This is a genomic window from Aureimonas jatrophae (genome assembly GCF_900104035.1).
GTDB lineage: Bacteria > Pseudomonadota > Alphaproteobacteria > Rhizobiales > Rhizobiaceae > Aureimonas > Aureimonas jatrophae.
The window spans coordinates 176,127-190,964 of the sequence record NZ_FNIT01000003.1; the positions used below are offsets into that span (position 1 = coordinate 176,127).

Annotated in this window: 14 protein-coding genes; 12 read left to right on the forward strand and 2 right to left on the reverse strand. The window is 64.7% G+C overall.

Annotated features, from left to right (window positions below):
- The first annotated feature begins 71 nt into the window (after window positions 1-71).
- Window positions 72-1,577, forward strand: coding sequence for an IMP dehydrogenase (gene guaB / locus BLQ76_RS08520; protein ID WP_090672655.1), 1,506 nt, complete (start codon window positions 72-74; stop codon window positions 1,575-1,577).
- Here guaB and BLQ76_RS08525 read toward each other — a convergent pair.
- Window positions 1,556-2,599 (reverse strand): hydrogen peroxide-inducible genes activator, encoded by a 1,044-nt coding sequence (locus BLQ76_RS08525; protein WP_244519537.1) that lies wholly within the window; start codon window positions 2,597-2,599, stop codon window positions 1,556-1,558. The genes guaB and BLQ76_RS08525 overlap by 22 nt on opposite strands.
- Here BLQ76_RS08525 and BLQ76_RS08530 point away from each other — a divergent pair.
- The 4 genes from BLQ76_RS08530 to BLQ76_RS08545 all read left to right on the forward strand — a co-directional run bounded on the left by BLQ76_RS08530 (window position 2,574) and on the right by BLQ76_RS08545 (window position 6,632).
- Window positions 2,574-4,082 carry a catalase gene (locus tag BLQ76_RS08530; protein WP_090671893.1) on the forward strand — a complete coding sequence of 503 codons (1,509 nt, stop codon included), beginning with the start codon at window positions 2,574-2,576 and terminating at the stop codon, window positions 4,080-4,082. The genes BLQ76_RS08525 and BLQ76_RS08530 overlap by 26 nt on opposite strands.
- 362 nt (window positions 4,083-4,444) lie before the next feature.
- Window positions 4,445-5,554, forward strand: coding sequence for an RsmB/NOP family class I SAM-dependent RNA methyltransferase (locus BLQ76_RS08535; RefSeq protein WP_342028247.1), 1,110 nt, complete (start codon window positions 4,445-4,447; stop codon window positions 5,552-5,554).
- On the forward strand, window positions 5,551-6,000 hold the full coding sequence (locus tag BLQ76_RS08540; RefSeq protein WP_090671895.1) for a TspO/MBR family protein: 450 nt from the start codon (window positions 5,551-5,553) through the stop codon (window positions 5,998-6,000). Before BLQ76_RS08535 ends, BLQ76_RS08540 begins: the two co-directional genes overlap by 4 nt.
- Window positions 5,988-6,632: a 5'-methylthioadenosine/S-adenosylhomocysteine nucleosidase gene (locus BLQ76_RS08545; protein WP_090671899.1), complete on the forward strand. Its 645-nt coding sequence runs from the start codon at window positions 5,988-5,990 to the stop codon at window positions 6,630-6,632. Before BLQ76_RS08540 ends, BLQ76_RS08545 begins: the two co-directional genes overlap by 13 nt.
- 19 nt (window positions 6,633-6,651) lie before the next feature.
- Here BLQ76_RS08545 and BLQ76_RS08550 read toward each other — a convergent pair whose 3' ends face one another.
- On the reverse strand, window positions 6,652-8,010 hold the full coding sequence (locus tag BLQ76_RS08550) for an esterase-like activity of phytase family protein (protein WP_090671902.1): 1,359 nt from the start codon (window positions 8,008-8,010) through the stop codon (window positions 6,652-6,654).
- A 159-nt stretch (window positions 8,011-8,169) separates the two neighbouring features.
- Between BLQ76_RS08550 and guaA the strand changes: the two genes are divergently transcribed.
- The 7 genes from guaA (at window position 8,170) to BLQ76_RS08585 (ending at window position 14,815) form a co-directional block, all read left to right on the forward strand.
- Window positions 8,170-9,726 carry a glutamine-hydrolyzing GMP synthase gene (gene guaA, locus BLQ76_RS08555; RefSeq protein WP_090671905.1) on the forward strand — a complete coding sequence of 519 codons (1,557 nt, stop codon included), beginning with the start codon at window positions 8,170-8,172 and terminating at the stop codon, window positions 9,724-9,726.
- A gap of 118 nt (window positions 9,727-9,844) precedes the next feature.
- Window positions 9,845-10,612, forward strand: coding sequence for a tetratricopeptide repeat protein (locus tag BLQ76_RS08560; protein WP_090671908.1), 768 nt, complete (start codon window positions 9,845-9,847; stop codon window positions 10,610-10,612).
- Window positions 10,609-12,030 carry a ribosome biogenesis GTPase Der gene (gene der / locus BLQ76_RS08565; protein WP_090671911.1) on the forward strand — a complete coding sequence of 474 codons (1,422 nt, stop codon included), beginning with the start codon at window positions 10,609-10,611 and terminating at the stop codon, window positions 12,028-12,030. The genes BLQ76_RS08560 and der overlap by 4 nt, the downstream gene beginning before the upstream one ends.
- A gap of 118 nt (window positions 12,031-12,148) precedes the next feature.
- Window positions 12,149-13,246 (forward strand): cell wall hydrolase, encoded by a 1,098-nt coding sequence (locus tag BLQ76_RS08570; RefSeq protein ID WP_244519538.1) that lies wholly within the window; start codon window positions 12,149-12,151, stop codon window positions 13,244-13,246.
- Between the two features lie 66 nt (window positions 13,247-13,312).
- A complete protein-coding gene (locus BLQ76_RS08575) occupies window positions 13,313-13,642 on the forward strand; it encodes an AtpZ/AtpI family protein (protein ID WP_090671914.1) in 330 nt (109 codons plus the stop codon).
- Window positions 13,643-13,766: 124 nt separating this feature from the next.
- On the forward strand, window positions 13,767-14,516 hold the full coding sequence (locus BLQ76_RS08580) for a F0F1 ATP synthase subunit A (protein WP_090671917.1): 750 nt from the start codon (window positions 13,767-13,769) through the stop codon (window positions 14,514-14,516).
- A 71-nt stretch (window positions 14,517-14,587) separates the two neighbouring features.
- Complete coding sequence (locus tag BLQ76_RS08585) at window positions 14,588-14,815, forward strand: F0F1 ATP synthase subunit C (RefSeq protein WP_062011335.1); 228 nt, start codon at window positions 14,588-14,590, stop codon at window positions 14,813-14,815.
- Window positions 14,816-14,838: the final 23 nt, after the last annotated feature.

Consider the following 14,838-nt stretch of genomic DNA (forward strand, 5'->3'; position numbering starts at 1 on the left):
AGCCCGTGCCAATCCCGATCCGCCGGCGCATCTCGCCTGAGAGCGCCGGCCTTGTTTTTGAGGACTGGCGCATGGCTCGCATCATCGAAACCGCCACCGGCGCGTTGGCTCTGACCTTCGACGACGTTTTGCTGCAGCCAGCCCATTCGATCGTGATGCCGGGCCAGGTCGATGTGCGCACGCGCATCACCCGGACGCTGAACCTCAATATCCCGATCATCTCGGCGGCCATGGATACCGTCACCGAAGCTCGCCTTGCCATCGCCATGGCGCAAGCCGGCGGTATCGGCGTCATCCACCGCAACCTCACGCCGACCGAACAGGCGGAAGAGGTGCGGCAGGTCAAGAAGTTCGAGTCCGGCATGGTGGTGAACCCCGTCACGATCGGTCCCGACGCGACGCTGGGCGATGCCCGCGCCCTGATGAACGCTCATCGCATCTCCGGCATCCCCGTGGTCGAGAATGCCGGGCGTGGCGGTCAGACGAAGGGACGCCTGGTCGGCATCCTCACGAACCGCGATGTTCGCTTCGCATCCGACGACCGCCAGAAGATCTTCGAGCTGATGACCCGTGAGAACCTGATCACGGTGCGCGAGAACGTCGAGCAGGACGAGGCCAAGCGGCTGCTTCACAAGCATCGCATCGAGAAGCTCCTCGTCGTGGATGGCGAGGGGCATTGCATCGGCCTCATCACGGTCAAGGACATCGAGAAGTCGCAACTCAACCCGAACGCGGCCAAGGACGAGCAAGGTCGCCTTCTCGCCGCCGCGGCGACCAGCGTCGGCGAGGATGGTTTCGAGCGCGCGGAACGCCTGATCGACGCGGGCGTGGATCTCATCGTGGTCGACACGGCGCACGGCCACTCGCAGCGCGTGCTCGACGCGGTTGGTCGCGTGAAGCGTCTGTCGAACCATACGCAGGTCATCGCCGGGAACGTCGCCACGCGCGACGGGACGCAGGCGCTGATCGATGCCGGCGCGGACGGCATCAAGATCGGTATCGGTCCCGGCTCGATCTGCACGACCCGCATCGTCGCGGGTGTCGGCGTGCCGCAGCTCTCCGCTATCATGGATGCGGTATCGGTAGCAGACGAGTCCGGTGTACCGGTTATCGCGGACGGCGGTATCAAGTATTCCGGCGATCTCGCAAAGGCGCTTGCAGCCGGCGCCTCGGCGGCGATGGTCGGATCGCTCCTGGCCGGGACCGAGGAAAGCCCGGGCGAAGTCTACCTGCATCAAGGACGATCGTTCAAAGCCTATCGCGGAATGGGCTCGGTCGGTGCCATGGCGCGGGGCTCGGCCGACCGCTACTTCCAGGCCGAGGTGCGCGATACGCTGAAGCTCGTGCCGGAAGGCATCGAAGGTCAGGTCGCCTACAAGGGCTCGGCTTCCGCTGTCCTGCATCAGCTGACGGGCGGTCTCCGCGCCGCGATGGGCTACACGGGGGCGGCGACGCTAGAGGACTTCCGGCGCAACTCGACCTTCGTGCGCATCACCAACGCCGGGCTCCGCGAGAGCCACGCCCATGACGTGACGATCACGCGCGAAAGCCCGAACTACCCTGGCGCGGTCGGCTGATCGTGCAGCAGGCATGACCGGATCAATTCGGCTAGCCGCTCGAAGTCCGTTCGCCGATGCGACGATGTTCGAAAGGTCAGGGCCAGCGTCCGTGAGGGCGCCGGTTCCTGGAACGGCAGGAAGGCGATGCCGCCGACCCGCCGTTCGGCACTCAGCGCGCTTTGCGGCACGAGCGTGATACCGAGCCCGCCAGCGACCATGCGCAGGAGCGTGGCAAGGCTCGTCGCGCCGAGCAGCGAGAGGTCGCGTCTGTTCGCCAGGCGGCACACGTCGAGCGCTTGGTCGCGTAGGCAATGTCCTTCCTGCAGGAGAATGAGGCGACGATGATCGAGCTCGGCGGCATCGACGGGCGATGCGATGCCCCGCGCCTCCGCCTCGGGGACTGCGAGCCAGAACCGGTCTTCGCCCAACAGGATCGCATCGATACCTCGCCGATCCACCGGTAGGGCCTGAACGAGGCAGTCGATCGTTCCATCCGCCAGATCGTCGAGCAGCGTCGCCGTTACGTTTTCGCGCACGCCTACGGCCAGACGCGGGTAGGAGCGGCGGAACTCCGACAGGAGGCTCGGCAGAAGGTAGGGGGCAAGGGACGCGATGATTCCGATCCGCAGCTGGCCGACCAGCAGCTCTCCCGTATCCTGACCCAGCGCCTCGAGATCCCGTAGCTCGGACATGATGCGTCGGACACGTGTCTGAACTTCAACGCCACGGGCCGTCAGGATCGGTCCGACGGGGCGGCGCTCGAACAACGCACAGCCGAACAGCTCCTCCATCTGGGCGATTTGGGCCGACAGCGCCGGCTGGCTGATGGAAAGCTGCTTCGCGGCACGCCCGAAATGCAGGGTCTCGGCAAGGGTCTCAAAGGATCTAAGTTGTCGGGTTGTGAGCATTCCGATCCAATAATCTGATCGTGATGGTTTGAAAATACGATTGGAAGTGATCGCGGGAATCTGTTGGAACAGCTCTAAACCATGATCCAGCAGGGAGACGTCCTCAATGTCCGACAGACCGAGGCTGACCACGACGGCGGGAGCACCGCTCTCCTCGAACCAGAATGCCAAGACGGTTGGCCCGCGTGGGCCGGTCCTTCTGGAGGATTACCAGCTCATCGAGAAGCTGGCCCACCAGAACCGCGAGCGCGTGCCGGAGCGCGTCGTGCACGCGAAGGGTTGGGGTGCCTACGGTACGCTCACCGTGACCGAGGACGTCACGCGCTACTCGCGCGCGAAGGTGTTCTCCGAGGTCGGCAAGAAGACCGAGATGCTGGCTCGCTTCTCGACCGTGGCCGGCGAGCAGGGCGCGGCCGACGCCGAGCGCGACGTTCGTGGCTTCTCGCTGAAGTTCTACACAGAAGAGGGCAACTGGGACGTCGTCGGCAACAACACGCCGGTCTTCTTCGTCGGCGACCCGTACAAGTTCCCGGACTTCATCCATACGCAGAAGCGCCATCCGCGCACGAACCTGCGCTCCGCCACCGCTATGTGGGACTTCTGGTCGCTGTGCCCGGAATCGCTGCATCAGGTCACGATCCTGATGTCGGATCGCGGCATTCCGGTCGATCCGAGCCGCATGAACGGCTACGGCAGCCACACCTTCTCGCTCTGGAACGCGGCCGGCGAGCGCTTCTGGGTCAAGTTCCACTTCAAGACGCGCCAAGGCCACAAGACCTTCACGAACGAGGAAGCGGAGAAGGTCATCGCGAAGTCGCGCGAGAGCTACCAGGAGGCGCTCTACGGCATGATCGAGGCGGGTGAGTTCCCGAAGTGGGACTTCTTCATCCAGGTCATGCCGGAGATGGAGGCCGAGGAGTTCGAGCAGAAGACCGGCTGGAGCGCGTTCGATCTCACCAAGGTCTGGCCGCACGGCATGTACCCCCTGATCAAGGTCGGCGAGTTCGAGCTCAACCGCAATCCGGACAACTACTTCACCGAGATCGAGCAGTCTGCCTTCAACCCGTCGAACGTCGTGCCGGGCATCGGTTTCTCGCCCGACAAGATGCTGCAGGGTCGGCTCTTCTCGTACCCGGACGCGCACCGCTACCGCATCGGCGTCCACTACGAGTCGCTCGAGGTCAACAAGCCCCGCTGCCCGGTCGCTCACTACAACCGCGACGGCTCGATGCCCTTCGGGCTTAAGACCAACCCCGACGCCTACTACGAGCCCAACTCGTTCGGCGGACCCGTCGAGGATCCGAGCGTCGAGGAGCCGCCGCATCGCTACTCCGGCCAGGTCGGCCGCTACGAGTTCCGAGGCGAGGCGGACCACTATTCGCAGCCGCGCGCTCTGTTCAAGCTGTTCGACGACGCGCACAAGCAGCGACTGTTCAAGACGCTGGCGGGTGCGATGCAGGGCGTGCCCGAGTTCATCGTGGAACGGCAGCTGGCCCATTTCGACAAGGTCGACGCGGCTTACGGCGCGGGAGTGCGCAAGGCTCTCGCGGAGCAGGGCCGTGACGATGCGCAGGCGAGCCTGACGACGAGTCATAGCGCCGAGGCGGCCGAGTAGGCCTGCACAACATAAGCAACTAGATAAGGGGCCGGCCGCGATGCCGGCCCCTTTTTCGTTGTTGCAAGCGTTTGTCGCAGTGCGACCGCGCGGTGTATGCGCGTCTTCCCTTCGTATCCAACACGGCGAGCCGGCATGATCGAGATTTCCAACCGCATCTCGCGAGCTTTTCGATGCGGCTAGGCGGCCGGATCGCGGCTGCGGCCGAAGTGCTGGACGATATGGCGGCACGACGTCGCCCTGTGGCGGACGCTTTGAAGGACTGGGGCCTTTCCCACCGGTTCGCCGGTTCGGGCGATCGATCGGCGATCGGGAACCTGGTTTACGACGTGCTGCGACGTCGCCGGTCCCTGGAAGCGCGGATGGGGAGCCACGTCCACGCCGATCTCGTTTACGGCGCGGTGCTCGACAGCGGAACAACGGCCGATGCGCTGACGGCCGCGGTCGAGGGCGACCGCTTCGCACCCCCGCTTCCGTCCGCTGACAGAATCGGGGCATTCCTAGCAGAAGTGCGGTCGCCGGATCACGAGCCGGCTGCGTTGGCCGACGTACCCGACTGGCTGGCCGCACCGCTCGAGGCGTCGCTTGGCAAGGACTGGATCGAGGAAGCGCGAGCTTTATCCGCGCGCCCTCCATTGGATCTGCGTGCCAATCTCCTGAAGGCATCGCGGGACGAGGTCGCTGCGGAACTGGCACCGCTTGGCGCGCAGCCGTCCCGGCTTTCGCCCTGGGGGCTGCGGATCGATCCGATACAAGGCGACGGCCGACATCCAAACGTCCAGGTCGAGCGCGGCTTCCAGACCGGGCTCTTCGAGATACAGGACGAGGGCTCGCAACTCGCCGCGCTCCTCGCGGGCGCCGAGCCCGGGCAGCGTATCCTCGACTACTGTGCGGGCGCCGGCGGCAAGACTCTCGCGCTCGCGGCGGCCAGCGGGAATCAGGCGGACATGCACGCCTTCGACGCCGATCGCCAGCGTCTTGCGCCGATCTGGGATCGGCTTGCCCGCGCGGGCGCGACCGCGATGGTCCATCAGCCGCGCGACGATCTGTCGGGATTGCTCGGCGCCATGGATCTCGTGGTCGTGGACGCTCCGTGCACGGGCTCCGGCACGTGGCGTCGCCGGCCCGACGCGAAATGGCGGCTGACCGAAGCGCAGCTTCGCAAGCGAATGGGCGAGCAGGACCATGTCCTCGAGCAAGCCTCCCGCTTCGTGGCGGGAGGGGGACGGCTGGCCTACATCACCTGTTCGGTTCTGCGCGAGGAGAACGCGGCGCGGATCGAGAGTTTCCTCGCCACGCGTTCCGGCTGGCGCGTTGTCGACGCCGAGGCAATCTGGAGCGAACGTCTTCCGGAAGCATCAAGGGCTTATCGTGCGGAACGCATCCAGAGCGGGTCGGTCCTGACCCTCACGCCGCGTTTGTCCGGAACGGATGGCTTCTTCTTCGCCCTCCTGACGCGAGACGCCACATGAGGCGCTGGTTGCAACTGATTGCGTTTCTGGCATTTTCGGTCGGCGGCGGTGCATTGATCGGCAGCCTCAATGCGCCCGATGACTGGTACCGTCATCTGGCCAAGCCATGGTTCACGCCTCCGGGTTGGTTGTTCGCTCCGGTCTGGACGGTCCTCTACGTGCTGATCGGCGTGGCGGGATGGCGAGCATGGCGCTCGGGTTCGACACCGCTGCTCACCGCATGGTTCATCCAGCTCGGCCTGAACTTCCTATGGCCGTCGATTTTCTTCTCCGCGCACTCGCCCTTGGTGGCTTTGGTCGTGATCGTCGGTCTGCTGGCGGCCGTGCTGGTATTCCTCGTGCGAGTCAAAGCGCGAGATCGTGTCGCGTTCTGGTGCTTCGTCCCCTATGCGGTCTGGGTCGCCTTCGCCGCCCTTTTGAACGGTTCGATCGTATGGCTGAACTGACGTCGGCTCCCTTTCCGGAAGACGGCGACGTCCTCTTCGTAATGGCGGCCGAAGTGGAGTACGGTCCGGCGCTGCGCCGAATGATCCGACCCGTCATGACGGGCATCGGCCCGATCGAGGCGGCCATCGAGACCTCACTCGCCCTGCAACGGCGACAGTACGCCGGTATCGCGACACGTTTGGTGGTGTCGCTTGGTTCCGCCGGATCCAACCGTCTGGAACAAGGCGGCATCTACCAGGCATCGAGCGTCTCGTGGCGCGACATCGACGCGTCAGCGCTCGGCTTCGCACGAGGCGTCACCCCCTTGGTCGATCACCCCGCCGAGGTGCCGCTGCCGACGCCCGTACCCGGTCTTCCCAGCGCCCGCCTATCGACGGGTGGAAACGTCGTGTCGGGCGCAGCCTATTCGGCCATCGACGCGGAGATGGTCGACATGGAAACCTTCGCGGTCTGGCGTGCCGCCAGCCGCCATGCGCTTCCTCTCGTGGCGATTCGCGGCATCTCGGATGGCGTTGACGAACTCCGCCGCTACTCCGACTGGACGGCGTTGTTGCCGGACATCGACCGCGGCCTGGCGGCAGCGGTCGATCGGCTTCTGGTGGAGTGGCGAGCGGGTCGCGTCGCGATATGACCGGACACGCCCCTGTGCGTCAGCGGGCGCGGAGGAAGTCGCCGACTTCGAGGCGCACGAACTCGTTGTCGTCCGCCCGGTCGAGTGCCCGGCCAGCCGAGAAGGGGTAGTTGTTGTCGTTGCCGACCACGATATGGTTCTCGTCGATCCGATCGACGTTCTCGATCGTGACGAAAGGCATGTCGTAGCGACCGTTCTCCGTGCCCTGGCGTGCTTTCCCGGTCGGATCGCGGATATCAAGAAGATCGATATAGCCGATCTTGCGCACGGCCTGACCCGCGTTCGCCTCGTTCATCTCGATCTTGTAGACGCGCTTCAGCTTGGCTGGTGCGGCGAAGCAGGCCGCGTCCGGCTCTCCGGAGCAGGCTTGCGCCACGCGGCCGGCGCCGTTGTCGCGCTCGATGACGAGTGCCGTCGTGTCGTCCAGAAGATTGAAGTCGCCGATCGCGACGCCGTTCTCGCTCAGCGGATAAAGCCAGGAGCGTCCGGTCCACTCGCGCTTCGCGGTGTCGAACTCGACGATGCGAAGAGCGGTCCGTCCGTCGGCAGTTTTCTCCGCAATGCCGTCCTTGTACACCGGACCCTCCAGAAGCCCGTAGACCCGCAATCCGTCCGGCGACTGAGCGAGACCTTCGAAACCGCCGGATCGCTTGAGATTGAAAGTGGGTAGGGGTTTGGTAGGGTCGGCCGGCAGCGAGAGCGCCGGGTGGTCCGGCGATCGGATCTCGGTCTCGCCCACGCGGGTCGCATGAACGGACGTCAAACGTCCCTCGCGATCGAAGTGCAGGAGATACGGTCCGAACTCCTCGCCGACCCAAAAGCCGTCCTCGACCGGCTGAAGGGATTCGATGTCGAAGTCCGCACCCGTCAGGTAGCGGGTTGTCGTCCCTTCCAGAGTGATCGGAAACGGCGCGACCTTATTCGGATCACTCAGAAACACCGTTTGTCTTTGTGTGAGCGCGCCCGCATTCCAGTCGAAACCGACACGATAGATCATCAACATGGCGTCGCTGGAGTTGCTCTTCGAGCCGAAGCCGTTGTCGGACAAGGTCCAGAACGTTCCATCCGGCATCGCCCGGATCCCCGAGAAGCCCTGTACGGCCTGCCCCTCCAGCGGCAGTCCGACGTTCGTCGGACGCTTTCCATCCATGCCGGGAACGGCGCCGAGCGTCACGGTGCGACGTCGATCCGGCGTCGTGAACTTACCAGCCTGGCGCACATGGTCCGGCGCGTCCTCCGGAGCGGTTTGGATCGTGTTCGAGGGTAGGACGACCTGGGCGTCAAGCGTCGCCGGATAGGCCTGGCCTTCCAGGGATTGCGCGGAAGCGGCGCTCGAAAGGAGCGCGACCAAGGGCAGGGTGGCGAGAATCGATTTCATGTCTGGCTCCGGCAGCGGTGGGCTGGCGAGCGCGAGAGACATGGGGACCATGACAGGACCGCTACGACACGACGACGAATCGATGAAACCTGCCGTGCCGAACTGCTTTCCTGAGCCGCTAGGCCTTGCCTTTCCGGACTTCTTATCTAGAAGTCCGCCATGACCCAGCACCCAGACACCATCCTCATCGTCGACTTCGGCTCTCAGGTCACGCAGCTCATTGCGCGACGGGTGCGCGAGGCGGGCGTTTACTCCGAGATCGTGCCGTTTCAATCGGCGGAGGAGGGATTCGCGCGCCTGAAGCCGCGAGGCGTCATCCTTTCGGGCTCGCCGGCGTCGACCACGGAAACCGATTCGCCTCGCGCGCCGGACGCGATCTTCGGTGCGGGTGTTCCGGTTTTGGGGATCTGCTACGGCCAGCAGACCATGTGCGCGCAGCTCGGCGGGCGGATCGAAGGCGGCCTGCACCGCGAGTTCGGGCGCGCCTTCGTCGAGGTCCAGAAGCCGTCTCCGCTCTTCGACGGGATCTGGGCCGAAGGGACGCGTCATCAGGTCTGGATGAGCCACGGCGATCGCGTCACCGCGCTGCCGAAGGGCTTCGAGATCGTCGCGACATCGGCAGGCGCGCCCTTCGCGGCGATTGCCGACGAGGCGCGGCGCTTCTACGGCGTCCAGTTCCACCCCGAGGTCGCCCACACGCCGGACGGCGCGAAACTGATCTCCAACTTCGTCCATAAGATCGTCGGCGCGCCGGGCGACTGGACCATGGCCGCCTTCCGCGAGCAGGCGATCGAGGAGATCCGGGCCAAGGTCGGCCGCGAGAAGGTCATTTGTGGCCTGTCGGGCGGTGTCGACTCGTCGGTCGCCGCCGTGCTGCTGCATGAAGCCATCGGCGACCAGCTGACATGCATCTTCGTGGATCACGGACTGCTGCGCATGGGCGAAGCGGAGCAGGTCGTCACCATGTTCCGCGACCACTACAACATTCCTCTCGTTCACGTGCAGGCGCAGGATCTCTTCCTCGACGCGCTGGCCGGTGAGATGGACCCGGAGGTGAAGCGCAAGACGATCGGGCGTCTGTTCATCGAGACCTTCGAAGCGGAGGCGAAGAAGATCGGCGGCGCTTCGTTCCTGGCGCAGGGTACGCTCTACCCGGACGTCATCGAGTCGGTTTCCTTCACGGGCGGGCCATCGGTGACGATCAAGTCGCACCACAACGTCGGCGGCCTGCCCGAGCGCATGGACATGAAGCTCGTCGAGCCGTTGCGGGAGCTCTTCAAGGACGAGGTGCGCGTTCTGGGCCGCGAACTGGGCCTGCCCGAGCCCTTCGTCGGACGCCATCCGTTCCCCGGACCGGGCTTGGCGATCCGGTGCCCCGGCGGTGTCACGCGCGAGAAGATCGCGATCCTTCAACAAGCCGATGCGATCTATCTCGACGAAATCCGCAAGGCGGGTCTCTACGACGCGATCTGGCAGGCCTTCGCCGTACTTCTGCCAGTCCAGACGGTGGGCGTGATGGGCGATGGGCGGACCTACGAGTTCGTCTGCGCTCTGCGCGCGGTGACGTCGGTCGACGGGATGACCGCGGACTTCTACCCCTTCGACATGGAGTTCATGGGACAGGTCGCAACGCGCATCATCAACGAGGTCAAGGGCATCAACCGCGTGGTCTACGACATCACGTCGAAGCCACCGGGTACGATCGAGTGGGAGTGAGGCCCGTTTCGCGCACCGGTATCTCCCTTTCGCGAAACGGAAAATCCGTTAGAAGGCCCCCAGGAGCGACTACAAGGGGTCTCGCGCGACAGCGCTTGGCCGATGCAGGTGAGCAGCGATGACCAACGATACATTCATTCGCGAGGTGAACGAGGAGGTTCGCCGGGAACGGATGGAGCGCCTCGGCAAGCGTTATGGCCTGTTCGCCATCGCTGCGGCTGTGGTGATCGTGCTCGGCGTTGGCGGCTACGTGGCGTGGGAGCGATACCGCGAAGGTCTCGAGGCCGCTGACGGGACACGTTTCGTCGAAGCCGGTGCGTTGATCGAAGCCGGCAAGCCCGACGAGGCTCGATCCATCCTCGAAGCCATGGCATCCGACGGGGTGGCGACCTATCCGACGCTGGCCCGCCTGCGCTTGGCCGATGTCGCTCAGACCAACGACGCCGCTTCTGCCGTTCCATTGTTCGATGCTGTGGCGAACGACGGGTCTGCTCCGCAGAACCTGCGCGACGCAGCGGCCATCCGAGCAGCCTACATTCTCGTGGATACCGGAACGCTGGCGGACGTGCGGGCCCGTGTCGAACGGTTGACCGGCGAGGGCGAGCCCATGCGCTACGCGGCGCGCGAGGCGGTGGCGCTATCAGCCTTCAAGGCCGGCGATATCGAAACGGCGCGTCCGTTGTTTGCACAGCTTGCCGAGGATCTCGGGACGCCGCGAGGCATCAAGCAGCGTGCCGGCCTGATGGCGGAGACGATCGCCGCTTCGACGCCTGCGGCGGAGCCTGCCGCGCCGGCAACCAGCGAGCCATCAGCCGGCGCCGCCGCGCCGACGGACGGTGCTACCCCCGCAACGCCCGCTCCCGCCGCCGGGCAGCCGCCCGCATGACGCGCCCTGTCACGATCGCTCTCGTCGGCCGCCCGAACGTCGGCAAGTCGACCTTGTTCAACCGGTTGGTCGGTAAGCGCCTCGCACTGGTGGATGATCGCCCGGGCGTGACGCGCGATCGACGCGAGGGCGAGGCCAAGCTGCAGGACATCGAGTTCCGCGTCATCGATACCGCCGGTCTGGAGGAGGCAGGCGCCGAGACGTTGGAAGGGCGTATGCGAGCCCAGACCGAGGCGGCCATCGATCAGGCCGACCTCTCGCTCTTCATCGTGGATGCGAAGGAAGGCTTGGCACCTCACGACGAGATTTTCGCGGAGCTTCTGCGTCGTCGCAACAAGCCGGTCGTGCTGGTGGCCAACAAGTCCGAGGCGCGAGGCTCCGATGCGGGCTTCTACGACGCGTATTCGCTGGGTCTGGGAGAGCCGTGCCCGATCTCGGCCGAGCATGGCGAGGGTATGAGCGACCTGCGCGATGCGATCGTGGAGGCGCTAGGCTACGAGGTCTTCGCCGACGACGAAGATGATTCCGCCGCGGATACCGCCGTGGATGTGGAATTGGACGAGAACGGCGAGCCCGTCGAGCGTTACGATGCCACCAAACCTCTCAACATCGCGATTGTCGGGCGACCGAATGCCGGCAAGTCGACCCTGGTCAACCGGTTCCTCGGCTCCGACCGTCTCCTGACGGGACCGGAAGCCGGCATTACGCGCGATTCCATTTCCGTCGAATGGGAATGGCGCGGTCGCCGTATTAAGATGTTCGACACGGCCGGATTGCGCCGTAAGGCACGCATCCAGGAGAAGCTGGAAAAGCTGTCAGTCGCCGATGCTTTGCGAGCCATCAAGTTCGCCGAGGTCGTGATTGTCGTGTTCGACGTGACCGTGCCGTTCGAGAAGCAGGACCTCTCGATCGCGGATCTCATCGCGCGCGAGGGGCGCGCGCCGGTTCTCGCGTTCAACAAATGGGATCTCGTGAACGATCGGCAGGAGGTTCTGGCCGACCTGCACGAGAAGACGGAGCGGCTGCTGCCGCAGTTGCGCGGCGTACGCACGGCGACGGTTTCGGGCGAGACGGGTGAGGGCCTCGATCGTCTGATGCAGGGCGTCGTTCAGGCACATGAAACGTGGAATCGCCGAATCTCGACCGCCAAGCTCAACCAGTGGCTTGAGCGCATGGTCGCGCATCATCCGCCTCCGGCGGTCGCCGGGCGGCGCGTGAACGTCAAGTACATGACGCAGATCAAGACCCGGCCGCCGACCTTCGTCATGTCGACGACCCGACCGGAAGCGATCACGCCTGCGTATCAGCGCTACCTGATCAACGGGTTGCGCGATCATTTCCAGCTAACCGGCGTTCCCGTGCGCATCCACATGCGCAAGCCCGACAATCCCTATGCGGGCTCGCGCAAGCGCTCGTGATTGCGGCGGGTTGGGGCGTTAATGTCTCGCTAAGGTTAATAGGAGATGTTCAGGCCTCGACCGCAACGATCGAGGCCGGGACATGCCGATCATTTCCAGGACTGCCGATCGTCGTGCCGTGCGATCGCTCCGCCGCCGTTTGCTGCGGAATGCGGCGGGTGTCGCCGCCTTCGGAACGGCGATGCTCGTCGCGCCGGCCCATCACGAAGGGCTCCTTGCCGGCGTCGAGACGGAGCTCGCGTCCCTTTCCGCTCTCGCGGACGTTCCCGACTTCGGCGATGAGCCGGATATCGCTTCTCCCAGCGCACCTGCCGCTCTTTACGTGGTGGACAACGGTCGTTCCTTGATGGCCGAGCGGGGCGGACGCGTCGCGCCGCGCCGCTTGGCACCGGTGCAGCCGCGCTTTGCTGCCGGCAGCCTGGGAGCCGTGTCGGGCCTCCTGCGCGCAGGAATGGCGCTCGGTGACAACGAGATGCGAACCGCGCTCGCAGGTCCGCAGCCGTTCAGCGAGCGGATGCAACTCGCCGCTCAGTTCCGAGATCCATCGCAATCGACACTTATGGCTGAGGTCGCTCGAGCAAGCGGCCCGGTGCCGATCCTGCACGACGTCGCGGTCGCAGAACGGGTCGACGCGTCGCCGGCCTCGCTGGCCGCTATGGCCGCCTATGCGCCGAGCCAGGAAACGGGTACCGCGAGCCTGTTCGACAAGGTGCTCGCACCCAAACCGGAGGGCGGAGCCTTCGTGCCGCCGATCGGCGGCAAGGACCATGCCTGGGCCGCGGCTACGCTTCCGCCGTCGGTCTTCAGCGCAACCGAACAGAAATGCCTGGCGACAGGCATCTACTTCGAGGCGCGTGGCGAGTCCGAGCAGGGGCAGGCGGCCGTCGGACAGGTCATCCTCAACCGCGTTCGCAATCCGACCTATCCCAAGACGATCTGCGGTGTGGTCTACCAGAATGCCAACTGGCGGAACCGCTGCCAGTTCTCGTTCGCCTGCGATGGCATCAAGGACGTGATCTGGAATCGCCGCGCCTACCAGACCGCGGAACGGATCGCGGACGACGTGACGCGCGGCAAGACGTGGATCCCTGAAGTCGGTTCAGCGACGCATTACCATGCCACTTACGTCAAGCCGCGTTGGGCTCGAGCCATGGAGAAGGTCGACAAGATCGGTCTCCATATCTTCTACCGTACCTTTAACGGCGGTTGGAACTAGGTCGCCGGGCCTCTATCATTCCCTGCATCATGACCCCGATCCGGCGGTCGCGACCGCAGGACCGATATGAGCGATCCCGAGCCCCACGATTCGCGCAGCGATGCCGAGCTAGCGCGCGATCGCGCCTCGCTTCAGGCCAGATTGGATGCGCTCAAGTCCAGTCGCGCAGCGGAGGAGGGCCCGGAACCGTCGCGTGCGGCGAAGGGTATGGCCGAGGGCTTCAAGATTGCGAGCGAGTTCATTGCGGGCATCGTCGTCGGTGCGGTGATCGGTTACGGCATCGATCAACTGTTCGGCACCACGCCATTCGGCCTGATCGTGTTTCTCCTGTTTGGCTTCGCCGCCGGGGTTCTGAATGTCGTCCGGACGGCGGGACGCAAGCCGACCGCACCTTGAACGAGGCAACCGGAGCGAAGTCTCTCCAACATCATCCAAATCGCCCGGTGGAGGTTGCGAAGCAAGGATCGTGACGCTATGGCAGTGGCGCCCGGAACGGGCTCCGCATTAAAAGGGTGAGACGTTGGCGAACGATCCGCTTCATCAGTTCCAGATTTCTCGGATCGTTCCGATCGAGATCGGCGGCCTCGACTTTTCCTTCACGAATTCTTCACTGTTTATGGTCGCGACGGTCGCCGTGACCACCGGCTTTCTCTACTGGTCGACCCGCAATCGCGGTCTGGTGCCCAACCGCTCCCAGTCGGTATCGGAACTGTCCTACGAGTTCATCGCCAAGATGCTGCGCGATGCGACGGGTTCGGCGGGGATGCAGTTCTTCCCGCTCGTGTTCTCGCTGTTCAGCTTCATTCTGGTCGCGAACCTGATCGGAATGTTCCCATACTTCTTCACGGTCACCAGCCATATCATCGTGACGTTCGCGCTGGCGATTCTCGTGATTGGCACGGTCGTTTACTTCGGTATCAAGAAGAACGGCACGGGCTGGTTCGGCATCTTCGTGCCGTCAGGCGTTCCGGGCGTCATTCTGCCCTTCGTCGTGCTGATCGAGATCATCTCGTTCCTGTCGCGTCCGATCTCGCTTTCGGTTCGTCTCTTCGCCAACATGCTGGCGGGTCACATCACGCTCAAGGTCTTCGCAGGCTTCGTGGTGTCGCTCAGCAGCCTCGGCGCCTTCGGCGTCCTTGGCTCCATCCTGCCTCTCGTCATGACGGTCGCCATCACCGCGCTCGAATTCCTCGTGGCCTTCCTTCAGGCCTACGTCTTTGCGGTCCTGACCTGCATGTACCTGAACGACGCGGTCCACGCTCACCACTGACCGCGCCCGCCATTCGCGACCGGCCGGTCGCGGATCACCGATCCCGCACGATCCAATCAAAGGAGTATCCCATGGACGCGGAAGCTGCACGTTACATCGGCGCTGGTCTGGCCTGCTTCGGCATGGCGGGAACCGCTCTCGGCCTCGGCAACATGTTCGCCCAGTTCCTGTCGGGCGCGCTGCGCAATCCCTCGGCTGCTGACGGTCAGTTTGGCCGTCTGATCTTCGGCTTCGCCGTCACCGAGGCTCTCGGCATCTTCTCGCTGCTGATCGCCCTTCTGCTGCTGTTCGCCGTCTAAGACTGCGACTGGCAGGGATTGTG

Coding starts and splice junctions, on each gene's coding strand:
- BLQ76_RS08530 (WP_090671893.1), top strand. CDS start 2,574: ATGTCCGACAGACCGAGGCTGACCACGACGGCGGGAGCACCGCTCTCC.
- BLQ76_RS08545 (WP_090671899.1), top strand. CDS start 5,988: ATGGCTGAACTGACGTCGGCTCCCTTTCCGGAAGACGGCGACGTCCTC.
- BLQ76_RS08535 (WP_342028247.1), top strand. CDS start 4,445: ATGGGGAGCCACGTCCACGCCGATCTCGTTTACGGCGCGGTGCTCGAC.
- der (WP_090671911.1), top strand. CDS start 10,609: ATGACGCGCCCTGTCACGATCGCTCTCGTCGGCCGCCCGAACGTCGGC.
- guaA (WP_090671905.1), top strand. CDS start 8,170: ATGACCCAGCACCCAGACACCATCCTCATCGTCGACTTCGGCTCTCAG.
- BLQ76_RS08560 (WP_090671908.1), top strand. CDS start 9,845: ATGACCAACGATACATTCATTCGCGAGGTGAACGAGGAGGTTCGCCGG.
- BLQ76_RS08550 (WP_090671902.1), bottom strand. CDS start 8,010: ATGAAATCGATTCTCGCCACCCTGCCCTTGGTCGCGCTCCTTTCGAGC.
- BLQ76_RS08585 (WP_062011335.1), top strand. CDS start 14,588: ATGGACGCGGAAGCTGCACGTTACATCGGCGCTGGTCTGGCCTGCTTC.
- guaB (WP_090672655.1), top strand. CDS start 72: ATGGCTCGCATCATCGAAACCGCCACCGGCGCGTTGGCTCTGACCTTC.
- BLQ76_RS08575 (WP_090671914.1), top strand. CDS start 13,313: ATGAGCGATCCCGAGCCCCACGATTCGCGCAGCGATGCCGAGCTAGCG.
- BLQ76_RS08540 (WP_090671895.1), top strand. CDS start 5,551: ATGAGGCGCTGGTTGCAACTGATTGCGTTTCTGGCATTTTCGGTCGGC.